This is a genomic window from Paenibacillus sp. P32E (genome assembly GCF_001909085.1).
GTDB lineage: Bacteria > Bacillota > Bacilli > Paenibacillales > Paenibacillaceae > Paenibacillus_AQ > Paenibacillus_AQ helianthi.
Map to the genome: position 1 here is coordinate 109,099 of NZ_LVYY01000068.1, position 14,707 is coordinate 123,805.

9 protein-coding genes are annotated in these 14,707 nt (G+C 52.1%); 5 read left to right on the forward strand and 4 right to left on the reverse strand.

From position 1 onward, the window contains the following. Positions 1 to 97: 97 nt before the first annotated feature. From A3848_RS28040 to A3848_RS28055, 4 genes are all read right to left on the reverse strand, one after another. Positions 98 to 4,333, reverse strand: coding sequence for a sulfite reductase subunit alpha (locus tag A3848_RS28040; RefSeq protein ID WP_074088329.1), 4,236 nt, complete (start codon positions 4,331 to 4,333; stop codon positions 98 to 100). Positions 4,334 to 4,370: 37 nt separating this feature from the next. Then, positions 4,371 to 5,603, reverse strand: a complete 1,233-nt coding sequence (locus tag A3848_RS28045) for an MFS transporter (RefSeq protein WP_074088330.1) — start codon at positions 5,601 to 5,603, stop codon at positions 4,371 to 4,373. 384 nt (positions 5,604 to 5,987) lie between these two features. Then, on the reverse strand, positions 5,988 to 7,253 hold the full coding sequence (locus A3848_RS28050) for a sensor histidine kinase (RefSeq protein WP_074088331.1): 1,266 nt from the start codon (positions 7,251 to 7,253) through the stop codon (positions 5,988 to 5,990). Beyond that, positions 7,253 to 7,930 (reverse strand): response regulator transcription factor, encoded by a 678-nt coding sequence (locus tag A3848_RS28055; RefSeq protein ID WP_074088332.1) that lies wholly within the window; start codon positions 7,928 to 7,930, stop codon positions 7,253 to 7,255. Before A3848_RS28055 ends, A3848_RS28050 begins: the two co-directional genes overlap by 1 nt. Before the next feature lie 300 nt (positions 7,931 to 8,230). Between A3848_RS28055 and A3848_RS28060 the strand changes: the two genes are divergently transcribed. From A3848_RS28060 to A3848_RS28085, 5 genes are all read left to right on the forward strand, one after another. Then, on the forward strand, positions 8,231 to 8,974 hold the full coding sequence (locus A3848_RS28060) for a polyphosphate polymerase domain-containing protein (RefSeq protein ID WP_074088333.1): 744 nt from the start codon (positions 8,231 to 8,233) through the stop codon (positions 8,972 to 8,974). Continuing rightward, the gene (locus tag A3848_RS28065) at positions 8,967 to 9,650 is read left to right on the forward strand and encodes a DUF4956 domain-containing protein (RefSeq protein ID WP_074088334.1); all 684 of its coding nucleotides are present in this window, start codon (positions 8,967 to 8,969) and stop codon (positions 9,648 to 9,650) included. Before A3848_RS28060 ends, A3848_RS28065 begins: the two co-directional genes overlap by 8 nt. 21 nt (positions 9,651 to 9,671) lie before the next feature. After that, positions 9,672 to 11,849, forward strand: a complete 2,178-nt coding sequence (locus A3848_RS28070; protein ID WP_074088335.1) for a carbohydrate-binding domain-containing protein — start codon at positions 9,672 to 9,674, stop codon at positions 11,847 to 11,849. 305 nt (positions 11,850 to 12,154) lie between these two features. After that, positions 12,155 to 14,023 (forward strand): deaminase domain-containing protein, encoded by a 1,869-nt coding sequence (locus A3848_RS33220; protein WP_256701389.1) that lies wholly within the window; start codon positions 12,155 to 12,157, stop codon positions 14,021 to 14,023. A gap of 15 nt (positions 14,024 to 14,038) precedes the next feature. Further along, the gene (locus A3848_RS28085) at positions 14,039 to 14,374 is read left to right on the forward strand and encodes a hypothetical protein (protein WP_074088336.1); all 336 of its coding nucleotides are present in this window, start codon (positions 14,039 to 14,041) and stop codon (positions 14,372 to 14,374) included. The last annotated feature ends 333 nt before the right edge of the window (positions 14,375 to 14,707 follow it).

The following is a 14,707-nucleotide window of genomic DNA, read 5'->3' on the forward strand; positions in this document are numbered from 1 at the left end:
GCTAACCTGTAGGTTGAGCGTTGCCGGACGATTTTATGCATTATTTTTCCTTGTAATCCAACATTCTTATGTGTGTACCCGCTGATCCATAGTCTGCTTAATAGACATCCCGCGCATACCGCTTGGTTAACGACATTTCTTGTACATAATGATTCGCTTCATCCGCTGTCATGCCGCCGTGCTGCCGGATTACCGTCTTCAGTGCGGCATCTACTTCTTTGGCCATTTGCTGGGCATCTCCGCATACGTAGAAATGCGCGCCTTTCTGAAGCCAGGCCCAGAGTTCGGCTCCATGCTCAAGGATGCGGTGTTGTACATAGATTTTGTCCGCCTGATCACGCGAAAAGGCAGTATCCAGCCGATGTAGAAAGCCTTCCTTCCGGAGAGCTTCAAGCTCATCGCGGAAATAAAAATCACGGTCTTCCCGCTGTTCCCCGAAGATCAGCCAATTCTTGCCCTTCGCCCCGGATGCCTTCCGATCCTGAAGGAAGCCGCGGAATGGAGCGATGCCTGTACCCGGTCCGATCATAATCATCGGGGCATTGGGATTAGCCGGCGGGCGGAAATGGGCATTCTTTTGGATAAAAATGGGAATATCCGTATCCTCTGTAGCGAGGTCCGCGAGAAATGTGGAGCATACTCCCTTGCGGGCGCTGCCGTTGTTCTCGTAGCGAACGGTGGACACTGTAATATGGACCTCGTTCGGATTGGCTTTCGGGCTGGAAGAAATCGAATAGAGGCGGGGCTGTAAAGGCTTGAGCTGTTCCAAAAGCTCCTGTGCGCTGAGGGAAACCGGGAATTCCTGCAGCACATCGATCAGCTGACGGCCCCACAGCCATTGCTTGAGGTCCGCCAGGTTCTCACTGTCGAGGAGTTTACTTAACCGGGCATCCTGAGTACGGTCCCGGATGAACCGGAGCATATCCGGTGTCACCCGGGCAATCTCGAAATGACGCAGTAGTGCTTCGGTTACCGGCATTTCTTCCTGGCCTTTGACCCTTACCGGGGTAGAGGGCTCAATGCCCAGCGTATCCAGCAGATTACGGGCCAGATCCGGACAATTGGCAGGCCACACGCCCAGCGCATCGCCTGCTTCGAACTGCACTCCGGTAGGCGTGAGGTCGAAGGCGTAGTGACGGGTTTCTTTTTCAGATCCGGCTTGGTTCAGGTTCTGCTTGAATAGCAGGCGTGAAGGTACCGGGTGGTTCCGGTGATATCCGCGTGGTTCCGAACTTGGGGCAACCTGAGCGGATACGGCAAGCTGAGGGGACGAGTTATCGCTTGCTGCGGCAGGTACACCGGGCTTTGGGCTGCTTGTAAATCCGCTCAACAGTGCAGAGATATCATTCGTCCATGCATCCACCTGCTCCTGAAAGTCTGTATCGCAATGGGCACAATCAAGCAGCCGCTGTGCGCCAAGCTCCGCGAGACGGGTGTCCAGATTCCGCCCGAAGCCGCAAAAGAGATCGTAATTGGAATCCCCGAAAGCAAGCACGGCATAATGCAGATCCAGAAGCTGTGGGGCATTCTCTGCCTTGAGCGATTGGAAGAAGCTTTCTCCATTGTCCGGAGGATCGCCGGCTCCGAAGGTGCTGGCAATGAACAGGACAAACCGGTTCCCTGCCAGATCACTCACGGCATAATGATTCATATTTACGAGCCGCACATCATAACCGGCTTGCTGTAGCTTTTTGGCACAGTCAATGGCTGCACCCTCCGCATTTCCGGTCTGTGACGCCCAAAGGATGGTTACCGGAAGCTTGGTTGTTGTGGCACTGTCCGGGAATGGAGCGGTCTCTGATGGAGCTGAACCCGTGAACGGTTCAGTTCTGGAGTAAGCTTCTACTCCGGGTACCGAAGTCCGGGAGAACATACCCGCGAGCAGGCCATCCACAAAGAAGCGGGTGGGTGCTTCAAAAGGCGCGGTGGGCGGCAGAACCGGAATGCCGGATACGGACCGGCCAGCCTCGGTGCGCAGGCTAGTGATGAAGCCGGACAGATAAGCCTGTTCATGGCGATCCAGAGTCAGGGCGGCAGGGGCTTCAATCCCAAGCACGCCAGCGAGCGTGTCGAGCTGCTTCATCGTTATGGCCTCCTTCGGGCGGGCGGTCTCAGCGCCGGCTGGGGTTGAAGCCGGATTGCTGTCCATATCCGGCGTATGCAATTCCCCGGCGGGCTGGCCAGCCGCCTTGACGAGTGACACAGCGCAGAATTTCAACTCGGGCTGTAAGGACATAGGGTCAACGGCATCATTGGTAACGTCATTGACCGCCAGCTGTGATCCAAAGACATCATTCCAGTGGAAAGGGGCAAAGCAGTTCCCGGGGCGAACACGGTCTGAAAGGACCGCCGGGAGAATGGCCAGCCCCCGCCGCGAACGCAGCTCCACCGGCTCCCGGTCTTTAATTCCCAGCACCCCTGCGTCTTCCGGGTGAATTTCCACAAAGGGCCCCGGGTTCAATTTATTGAGCTTTGGAACCTTGCCTGTTTTGGTCAGCGTATGCCACTGGTGCTGCAAGCGGCCGGAATTCAGTACAAAGGAGTACTCGCTGTCCGGCATCTCTGCAGGCGGCATATACGGACGTGCCCAGAATACGGCTTTCCCGTTTTCTGTCGGGAACACGATATCCGGAGAACTGTCACTTGGACGCTCACTTCCGTCAATACCGCCCTGACGGTTCAAATACCGGATGGGATTCCGGTCGTTCGGCTGATCTGGCGCACTTGGCCACTGTACTGGTGTCTCCCGAAGCCGTGCGTAGGTCGCCCCGCGCAGGTCGTATCCTGTTTTCGGATTCCAGGCTTGCTGGATTTCTGCATAGACCTCTTCCGATGAAGAGTAGGAGAAAGCCTCCGCATAGCCCATTTCAGCGGCGACCCGGGCGATAAGGTGCCAGTCCGGCATGGCCTCTCCGGGCGGCTCGACGGCTTGCTGCATCAGGGTCAGGTTGCGCTCCGAATTAATCATCACCCCTTCACCTTCAGCCCATAAGGCTCCGGGCAGCAGGATATCCGCATACCGGTTGGTCTCGGTATCCAGGAAGCTGTCCTGGGTAATGACCAGCTCAACCGCTTCCAGGGCAGCGATGACCTTCTTGCGGTTGGGAACGGTAGCCACCGGATTGGTACAGATGATCCAGCAGGCTTTGATCTTGCCTGTGATCATGCTTTCGAACATGGAAATGGTGCCGCCGCTAACATCCGTTCGAAGAGTGGCTTGGGGGATTTCCCACAGCTTCTCTATGAAGCTGCGGTCAGCCTCAGATACCAGAGAACGCTGCCCGGGCAAACCCGGCCCCATGTAGCCCATCTCCCGACCGCCCATGGCATTGGGCTGGCCGGTGAGGGAGAAGGGGCCGCTCCCCGGACGGCAGATGGCTCCTGTAGCCAGATGCAGGTTGCAGATGGCATTCGTGTGCCAGGTGCCGTGAATGCTCTGGTTGAGACCCATAGTCCAGCAGGACATCCACTCCGGGGCCTCACCGATCCAATCAGCCGTCTGCCGGATATCCGCTTCCGGGATACCGGTAATTTCGGAGACTTTATCCGGCGGATAGTCCTCCAGGAATGCCTCCATGCTCTCAATACCCGAGGTGAACCGGGTGATAAAGGCCGGATCTGTATGTCCGTTCTTGACCAGCAGATGCAGCAGCCCGTTCAGCAGGGCGAGATCCGTTCCGGGTTTGATCTGCATGAACAGGTCTGCTTTCTCCGCAGTAGCCGTCCGCCGGGGGTCCACGACAATCAGCTTGGCTCCGCTCTTCACCCGGTCCATCATCCGCAGGAACAGAATCGGATGACAATCGGCCATATTGGCGCCTATAACGAAGAACACATCTGTTTGATCTATATCCTGATAAGAACCCGGAGGCCCATCCGCTCCCAGGGAGAGCTTGTAGCCGTTGCCGGCACCTGCCATACACAGACGTGAATTGGACTCAATATTTGGTGTGCGGATGAAGCCCTTGGCCAGCTTGTTAATCAGGTACTGGGCCTCCAGCGACATTTGGCCTGATACATAGACGGAGAGGGCGTCCGGACCATGTTCCTCCAGAATGCTGCGCAGTCGCTGCGCGGTATCGGTGATGGCTGCATTGATTTCCATTTTTACAGGTTCAGTTCCCCGGGAAGGGCGGCTGTAGGCATACTCCATCCGGCCGGATTCGGTGATCGCGGCGGCTGCCGTACTGCCTTTGGTGCACAGCCGGCCGAAGTTGGCCGGATGCTCCTTGTCCCCGGTGATTTTGACCACCCGGTTATCCGATACTTCGAGTACGATCCCGCAGCCAACCCCGCAGTATGGACAGACGCTTTTGATTAAGCCAGTTGTCATGTGAGTTCACCGCCCCGAAGTTTTCTGTACAAGCTGATTAGAAATTAACCCCTGATTCCGCCTTCGCCCAGGATTTTCTCCAGGATCTGGTGACCGCGAAAAAGATAAGGGTGGTAAGGAGGACAATGGAGCCGACCACCAGGAATCCGGTGACCTGTGATCCTGTGGACTGCTTCAGCGGGCCCAGGACATACGTCGGCAGCAAATATCCGCCAAGACCTCCGGCAGCACCGACAATTCCGGTAATGACTCCGATCTCGCTGGAGAAGCGCTGAGGGATAATCTGAAAGACTGAGCCGTTCCCCATCCCGAGGCAGGCCATCATTACGCTGGTATAGAGCAGCATCACCAGGAATGAACCGGGCATGGATGCAATAGCAAACGCACATACCGAAATGACACTGTACAAAACAAGAAGCAGGCGCATGCCGCCAATCCGGTCCGCGATCCAGCCGCCTAAAGGCCGGAAGAAGCTGCCCGCAATAACGGTAATGGTGACCAGGTATCCCACCTGAATTTTGGTCAGGCCCCCGGAGTGTACACCGTCGCCGTACACATCATAGAAGAAAATGCTCGCATAGTTGGCGAATCCGACAAACCCGCCGAAGGTAATGGCATAGAACATCGAGAACCACCAGGTATCCGCATGTCTGAAGACGCTGAGGTAGTCTTTGAGCGGTTTGGGCGCAGGGGCATTCGGGGCATCTTTAGCCAATATGGCAAAAACAATCATCACGATCGCCAGAGGAATCAGCGCAATCCCAAATACACTGTGCCAGCCGTAGGCCTGGGCGATCTGCGGCCCGAAAAAGGTAGCCAGCGCGGTTCCGCTGTTCCCTGCGCCGGCAATGCCCATCGCCAGCCCCTGATATTGCGGAGGGTACCAGCGGCTTGCAAGAGACAGCGATACGGCAAAGCTTGCACCTGCAAAACCGAGCAGGAATCCGATCATATGAATCTGCAGCAGGCTGGTTCCGCCCAGCCATCCCCACAGAAGAGGGATAACGGTGAGGAACATCCCGAGCAGACCTGCCTTTTTACTGCCGATGCGGTCAGCCAGAATGCCCATTGGAATCCGGAATATCGAGCCGCCGAGGATAGGAATGGCGACCATGGCTGCTTTTTGAGTATCCGATAATCCGAAGTCCTTGGTAATGTAGAGCGATAGAGCTCCGCACAGCACCCAGATCATAAAGCTTACGTCAAAGTACAAAAAAGCTGAGAACAAACTCGGGGCATGACCCGCCTTGCGAAAATTCTTTGCTTCCATTGCTGACATCCTCCTTTAAATGAACCCCAAGTAAGTGAATCGACAAAAAAGGGCCGACTGACAGAACCCGCAGACTCGCGGATCTTGTTAATCGGCCCCGTTGCCAATTGCAGCCACGTCATCGTGACTGACTGTATAAGTGATGTAAGAATACCGGTGCAAGCTATCCGGCCACAGCATTGTGGGCAGAAACGGCCTGCGTCCTTCGTTGACACAATGTTGTGTCGTTGAAATCTTATATTGTCAATATAATTAGCTCGATAAGAAATGTCAACAACTATAACATAAAAATTTAAAAATATTAATTTTTATGCTTATAATAGCCTAATTAATGGATTTTGTGTTATATAATCTAACATAAACTATGCAGGTCTTTGCTGCCTCTCAAGAGAGCTGCACATAAAATGAAGTAGACTCCCCGGCCACACTTTTGGCATAGATTTTCCCCTTGTGCTGATCCACAATCGACTTGGCAATGGCGAGGCCCAGGCCGTAACCGCCTTGCTTGCGCGCTCGGGAAGTATCCGTACGGTAGAAGCGGTCGAAGATGCGGGTCAGATGCTCCGCGGCAATGCCATCCCCGGTGTTCGAGACGCACAGCAGCACATCGGTATTCTGTTTTTTTAACGTGACCGCTACCGAGCCCTTGGGGTTGGTGTATTTCACGGCGTTATCGAGAAGAATCATGACCACCTGCATGAGCTGCTCGCTGTTGCCCTGTACGGTCAGGTCCGGTTCGATATCATATTCGAAAGAAATGTGCTTCTCAAAAATGACGGCCTCCATGGTCAAAATGATATTCTCTACGGCATCGCTCATATTGAACCTGCTGTGGATCATGCTTGTCCGGGTATCGTCCATTTCCGTCAGGTACAGCAAATCATTGGTCAGCCGGGTCATCCGCTCCGTCTCCGATTTGATATACTGCAGCCACTTCGCCTGATTGCCGATCGTATCGTCACTGTTCGACAGCAGCACGTCGGCATTGGTATTGATGATCGTCAGTGGTGTCTTCAGCTCATGGGAGGCATCGGCGATGAACTGCTTCTGCTTGTCAAAGGCTTCCCGGACCGGCGCAATCGAGCGGTTGGCGAAGAAGCGGCTGGTGAAGTAGAGAATGATCAGCATCAGAAGGCCGACAGCAGTGAAGGTATAGATCAGGTTGGTAAGGATTTTCTGCTGGGCAGTGATATCCAGGAAGACAATGACTTCCCCGCTGCCAACATGCTTGACCGTGAAGATCCACCGGCTGTCATCCAGGGTGAAGCGTCCAATATCCTTGCCTACGCTAAGGGCCTCCTTCAGCGCAGCCGTATAGAATTCCTCGTCCATTGTAAATTTGGATTCCTTATCGATCAGCTTCCCGGTTGAGTCGGTAGTCACCGTGAAGGAAATGGAGCGCTCTGGCGGCTGATCCCCGCCCTGCATCGGCCCGTTGTCTTTGGGCGGAATTCCGTCAGCGGAGCCTGGATGACCTGCATCGCCCGGGCCCTTCTGCTGGTAGTCAGCAATCCGGTGCAGATCCATATTAATGTCGTTTTTCACATTCAGGTACATGATCACATAGATCGTGGCGAAGGCAATCAGCATCATTACAGAGATGGTGGTCAGATTAAGAATTAAGAACCGGTTTCTGAGCTTTGTGAACATCAGCAGGTCACCTCTAATACATAGCCGACGTTTCGGATCGTGTTAATGCGTACCTCTGAGTTCAGGAAGGTCAGTTTTTTTCGCAAAAAAGAGATGTATACCTCCACATTATTATGCTCTGCCTCGGAGTCGAAGCCCCACAGCTTCTCAATGATCTGCTCCTTCGAGGTTACTGCCTGCTTCCTCAGGATCAGCAGCTCCAGCAGCTCGTTCTCCTTCAGATTCAGCTTGATCTCCTTGCCTTTTACAGAGAGCCGCAGGTTCGCCGTATTCAGCTCCATATCCCCCAGCTTCAGGGCATCATCCGGGATGACCTCGCCTTTGCGCCGCAGCGCCGCACGTATTCTGGCCATCAGCTCCTCCGACGAGAAGGGCTTGGCGATATAATCATCGGCTCCATAATCAAGCCCCGTCACCATATCGGTAATCTCACCTTTGGCGGTCAGCATGATAACAGGCGTGGATACGCCTTCGCCGCGGAGCTTCTTCAGCACAGTGATTCCATCCATTTCCGGCAACATAATATCCAGCAGCAGCAGGTCATAGATCCCGCTCTGTGCATAGTCCAGCCCCGTTCTTCCGTCATGGACCGCGTCCACGGAATAGTTCTGTTTCTTCAATATTTGAGTCAAGGCTTCCGCCAGATGCACTTCGTCTTCCACTATTAATATCCTCATGGGTATGCCCATCCTCTGCCTAGAAAGTTTGCTGATTACTTAAGCCATTATAGCAAGCTTACCTTTAACCAACCTTAACCGGATTTTCTGTGCAGGTGCGCTATAGATGAAGAATCCTGGGAGCACAGCCCATTTGTTAAGCCAATGTAAAAAGATCAAGGGGGTGTAAACTCATTTAAGATTCATTAAAGGTTCCGGGACTAAGATACATTCATAAGCAAGCGGGACACACATGGAACACACACATACAGCACATAAAAGCACTTATGAGACACTCCACTACGAAAGGATCTGAACCCTATGGCGATTGAGGTATTCAACCGATACGAGAACAAATATCTGCTCGATCATGCTGCTTATCTGAAACTCTACTATGATCTGCTGGAATATATGGAGCCGGATGCTTACAACAAGCAGCATGAATTCTACCCGATTACGAATCTTTATTATGACACCGCTCATGATTCCCTGATCCGCAGCAGCCTGGCGAAGCCGAAATACAAGGAAAAGCTCCGCATAAGAGCTTACGGCACTCCGAACCAGGACACCAAGGTGTATCTGGAAATTAAGAAAAAGGTGTTCGGCCTGGTCAATAAAAGAAGAACCTCGCTTAAGCTGCAGGAGGCTTACGATTTCGTCTCCACAGGCGTGGAGCCGGAATTCAAGGATTACATGAACAAGCAGGTGATCGGGGAGATCAAGTACATGCTAACCCGGTACGATCTGCAGCCCAAGTTGTATCTGTCCTATGACCGCAAAGCGCTTTTCTGCAAAAATAACCGTGATTTGCGGATCACCTTCGACACGAATATCAGAAGCCGGCGGTACGATGTGAAGCTGGAGCGCGGTGCCTATGGCGAACCTCTGCTGGAACCGGGGCAATGGCTGATGGAAGTGAAGGCCGAGAAGACGATTCCGGTCTGGCTGGCCAAGATGCTCTCGGAGCACCAAATGTACCGCACCAGCTTCTCCAAATACGGCAATGAATATAAAAAAATGCTCAAGAACAGCAGAATAGAAACGGAGAGTGCCCTTTATGCTTGACTCTATGTTCTCAGCCGCTACAGCGACAACAGAATTAACCTTTATCAACGCGATTCTAACCATACTTATAGCGATTGCACTCGGAGGAATAATCAGCTTCACCTATATGAAGACCAATCCGGGGGGATATTCGCAAAGCTTCACGCTCACGATGGTCCTGCTGCCGGTGATTGTGGCGATCATTATTCTGCTGATTGGCAGCAACGTAGCCCGCGCCTTCAGCCTTGCCGGTGCCTTCTCGATTATCCGCTTCCGCAGCGCGCCTGGCGATCCGAAGGACATCACATTTGTTCTGTTCACCATGGCTTCGGGCCTGGCTTGCGGGGTGGGTTCCTTCGGCTACGCGATACTGTTCACCCTCATTCTCTGCGTGCTGATGTTCATCCTGAACCGCACCGGCTTCGGTGTAAGAAAGTCGCAGCAGAAAACGCTGAAGGTAACCATTCCCGAGGATTTGGGGTATGAAGAGGCATTTGCTGAAGTGTTCGAGAAATTCAATGTCCGCTTTGAGCTGAAAAAGATTAGAACCACCGAGCTAGGCAGCTTATACGAGCTGGTCTACGACGTTACGATTGATGAGTACACGAGCCAGAAGGAACTCCTGGATGCGGTCCGCACCCGGAACGGCAATCTTGATCTGTCGCTGACCATGAGTCCAACCCCCGCGGAGTACTAAAATCGAAGGGAACGATGATATATGAAGAATTTCATTACAGGAAGCAAGATAGGGATGGTGCTGCTGAGCGCGGCACTCATGACGGCGTGCAGCACAACTTCCGGAGCGAATACCAATACCACGAACCGTGCGGCAACAGGTACAGCCGTTACAACCCGTGCACAGAGCGGAACCACTGCTGCTGTAGCTCTGGCAAACGTCAAGACGACTGACCTGGTAGCGTATGACGAAGACGATACCACTACAGACTGGACGGCAGATGCTTCAACCGATATTACCCTCGCAGGGACGACAGCGAAGATCGAAGGTGCTGGTGCTACAGCCAAGGATGGATCGGTAACGATCACCGAAGCGGGAACCTATATCCTCACCGGGTCACTAAGTGACGGGCAGATTATTGTGGATGAGCAGGCCAAAGGAACCGTTCGGCTGGTGCTGAACGGTGTGAACCTGAAGGATAGCGACAGTGCTCCTGTCTACATTAAGGAAGCGGGCAAGGTTGTGATTACTCTGCAGGAAGGTACGGAGAACAACGTCTCAGACGGGACAACCTATGTGTTCGCCGATAGTACCACGGATGAACCCGGTGCAGCTATCTTCAGCAAAGCTGATCTGACGATTAACGGAACCGGCAAGCTGACGGTTACCGGAAGTTACAAGGACGGTATTTCCAGCAAGGACGACCTGAAAATTGTGGGCGGCACCCTGAATATTACGGCAGCAGATGACGGAATCGTGGGCAAGGATCTGGTAGCGGTGATGGATGGAAATATTACTATCAAGGCAGAAGGCGACGGTATCAAGTCCACCAATGACGAGGATACAGCCAAAGGCTTCGTGGCGATTGCAGCCGGGACATTCGATATTACGGCTGGTAACGACGGCATTCAGTCGGAGACGGCAGAAGTGATTGACGGCGGAACATTTAACATCGTGACGAATGGCGGCTATGAGAACGCAGAGGCGAAGACGGGTGAACAAGGTCCTGGCGGTATGGGCATGGGCGGCGGTAAGGGCGGCTTCGGCGATCAGGGTGCAGTAGACGGAACCTCAGCAGCTACATCCGATGATACTCCGGCGAAAACTACGGCTGCAGCTGCGACGGATACAGCAACGGTGACTACAGCATCAGTGACTACAGCAGTGGCAACCACCACAACGGCTGAAACGGAATCTACGAGCGCCAAAGGATTGAAATCCGGCGGAGACCTTACTGTGAATGGCGGCAGCTTCACACTGAACTCTGCAGATGATGCTCTGCACAGCAACGGCAATGTCTCCGTTACGGACGGCGAATTCAAGATAACTGCGGGAGATGACGGCATCCATGCAGACAGCCTGACCTCCTTGTCCGGCGGCACCATCGATATTACCAAGAGTTATGAAGGTATTGAAGGCAGCAATATCACGATTGCCGGCGGACAAATCCACGTAGTCGCTTCCGATGACGGTGTGAACGTTTCTGGCGGGAATGACGCGAATACTGCACAGGGAACAGCGCAGCAGGATCAGTTCACCAGCTCCGGCAGCAACATGCTTACGATCAGCGGGGGAACGATAACCGTTGATTCCACCGGTGACGGCCTGGATTCCAACGGGTCATTCACTATGACAGGCGGCACCGCCATTGTTAATGGTCCTACCAATGACGGCAACGGTCCGCTGGATTATGACGGCACCTTCGATATGACCGGCGGCTTCCTGGTCGCTGCAGGCAGCGCCGGCATGGCCCAGGCACCAAGCGAGGATTCCAGCCAGTACTCGGTCAGCATGAGCTTCACGGCAGATCAGCAGGCGGGCACTTTGGTTCATCTGGATGACAGCGACGGCAACACCATCCTGACCTTCGCGCCCTCCAAGAATTTCCGTTCAGTCGTTGTTAGCTCCCCTGATCTGAAGAAGGGCGGATCCTATACCCTCTCAACAGGCGGCACCTCGACAGGCACCGCAGTGGACGGATTGTACACAGACGGCGAGTACAGCGGAGGCACTCAGGTCGTGGCGTTCGAAATCTCCAGCAGCGTAACCTGGCTTAACGAATCAGGTGTCACAACGGCTAACACCGGCCGTGGCCCTGGTGGTGGTGGCTTTGGTGGCGGCGGAGGCACCAGACCGGATCGCGGCGGCGCTGGCGGTACACCACCTCAAGGCGGAACAGGCGGCACCCCGCCTGACGCTGCAAGTGAAACTACAAATTAAAAAGCAGCTAACACCAATAAGCGGCCCATCTCCAGGTTAAAGGAGGTGAGCCGCTTTCTTTGCTGCTCAACTGAGCAATGTACAGCTACTTGAAAGCGCGGGGGCTGAGGATATTCCCTTACGTAGTCTGACTAACCATAGTTAGGGCATTGAATAAATGGAAAATAAATCCGATATATATGATGTATTTATTCATTATCACTTTAGTGGTTTCATTAACGCAGTAGAAAAGTACATAAAGATTTATCGTTTGACTGCAGGATATCGTATCGTGAGCTTATCGGAGCTGAAGTCGGAGGGAATAGATGTCATCAAATAAACTGGTATTTAAAGAGGATGAAGTCGAGCGCCTGCGAACAAAAATAGGACAGGTGAGCCAGGACACCAATCAACTGTACTTGCAGTTGAAAGGCCAGGCAAACAGTTGGGGGGGTATCCCGCTCGGCCAAAACTTGCTGCAGGCGCAAGTACTAATCAATGAATTGACGGTGGATGCGGAGAAGCTGGAAGACATCCTTAGGGCTGCTATCAAGGGAGTTCAGGACGTTCAAAACGAGAATAAACGGCAGATGAGCCAGCTTGAACAGCAGTTCAGTCTGTTAGGAGGAATGTTCGGCAGATTTGGGGGAGGGAGCGAGACAGGAAGAATCCAGATTCCCTCTTTTGCCCGGCAGGCCGTTACGAAGCTGATCTCTACAGTTTCCACTTTAATGGGACGGGATGGACTGCACAGCGATCCTACGGTGCAGAAGCTGCAAAATATCATCCAAAAGTTTAGCTTCGGGACCACAGAGAGCATTGCGGCGCAAAGCAAGCTGAAAGATATCTACGAAGCGCGTGATGTAATTGCCAAGGCGCAGACGGCCTATGAGGTATACCAGGCATTTGGAAATAATGCTCAAATGAACGCGGTGCACAAGCTGGCAGAAGACGCACGCAAGAGGCTGGAATCCCTGGGTGTAGACGAAGTCCAGTACCGTGCGGAGAAGGATCTAAGCGCGGATTTCAAGCAGCCCGCGGTTAAAGCGTGTGACTATGATCCGTCGATTACGACTAGCAGCGTACCGTTAGATCAGGATGAAGCGTATCTTTTGCTGCTGCGAATGGCGATGGAACCCGGGGACAAAGGGGAGTGGGCCAAGAACCAGTTGGAAATCATTCATCGCGGAGGGCAGGGAATACTCTTAGCGAATCCAAACTCGGAAGCTTGGCGGGGAATCGTGAATCAGGCGATGGTACAGAATATCAAAGACGGCCCCCCAGTGGAGGAGGTCAGAGGAGACCAGGCGGATTGGCGAAGCCGGCCGGCCAAGAAGGACTTTATTGACAAATATTTGGTAGACCCTCTTGATGAACTGATTACAGGTGAGAAGCCAGGAATCAAGACACAGGGACAGCAGGCGATGGAAGCCCAGTTTTTTGCAATGCAAATGGAGCAGCAGTCGGTACTAAGTGAGTTCACAAGCGATTTCCAGGCCACATTGCGTGGCGCGGCGAGTGCAGACCGGATCACTGAAGTCTTGGGAATAGGTACCGTCAATCTGAAGAGTGGATCCAATAAGAATGGACAAATTCAGTCTCCTAGTGGAATGGGAGGAAGCGGATTTGGTAAAATAAAAGAGTTGGACGGAGTAGAGGTAGGTGAAATGAAGCCTTTACCTAATCACAGTGAGCTGGAGAGCGTGGATGATTTTAATCCTACGTTTAAAGGGATTGAGGGGATGGGTAATAAGGTTTCTAAAGTTGGAAATTTCCAAAATAGAATAAATGATATCAGAAATAAGATGCCGAATGCCAGTTTACAGAAACAAGGTAATATGGCCACTGCTGACGTGAAAATACCTGGAATAAAGACGGAGTTTAGTGCACATAGCAGAGTTAACAAGTCTGGTGACAAAGGCTCAGATGTAGCTGATTTTTCTTACCAGAAGTCAGCAGAAGTAAGAATGTTTGGGACTTACGTAAAAGATGGAAAGCCCGGAGCAGAGTTCGATAGGTTTCATGATACGGAGGCTAAAATTTTAGAGGATATTGCTTCTCAAATAAAAAATCCAAGTATTAGAGGGAAAATAGACCTATATACCGAACTCCCGGCTTGTCAAAGTTGTTCGAATGTTATCCTTGAGTTTAGAAGAATGTTTCCGAATATCGAACTAAATATCTTTACAAAATAATCAGGGGGGAAAAGTATGATACTTACATATCCAGAGCTTAAAGACGACGTTATGGACTGTTTTATGATGTTTCATGAAGATATGAATTACCCAGTCAAAGATAGTTTATATGCGATATTGGGTGAAAGTGAACATCGTCCAGAATTTACACAAGCAAACGAGTGTTGTATTTATGTTAATTATGCCCTTATTATGATTGACAAGAATGAGAATATTGATTTTATGCAACAACGTCTAAATGAATTGCTTGAAGAAGAACATATGCAAATCTATAAAGAGGAATTACAAGATGATTTCGATGAATTCAATGCTGATGTACTTAATTTAAAAGTGAGGCTGTCCCAGAAGTAATATTGGAATACCCTCATGTCTATTCACGCTCCATCTTGGTGGCTTATGAATAGCCCCACTCAGTGCCGAATGAATCGGGCGGTACAACTCAATTAGACTTAACCCTCATCAGCCCCGTATTAAGATTTCGTCACTTCATGGCCGGAGTAGAGATAGGTGAAATGAAGCCTTTACCTAATCACAGTGAGCTGGTGAGCGTGGATGATTTTAAACCTACTGAGGGGACGGGTAAACTTAGAGACTTATCCGGTATCCTAGACCGTGTTAATGAGCTACGGTCACAGTTGCCAAGTAAATCGGAAAATAAGGGAATTTTGGTTAAGCTGAAGTAGA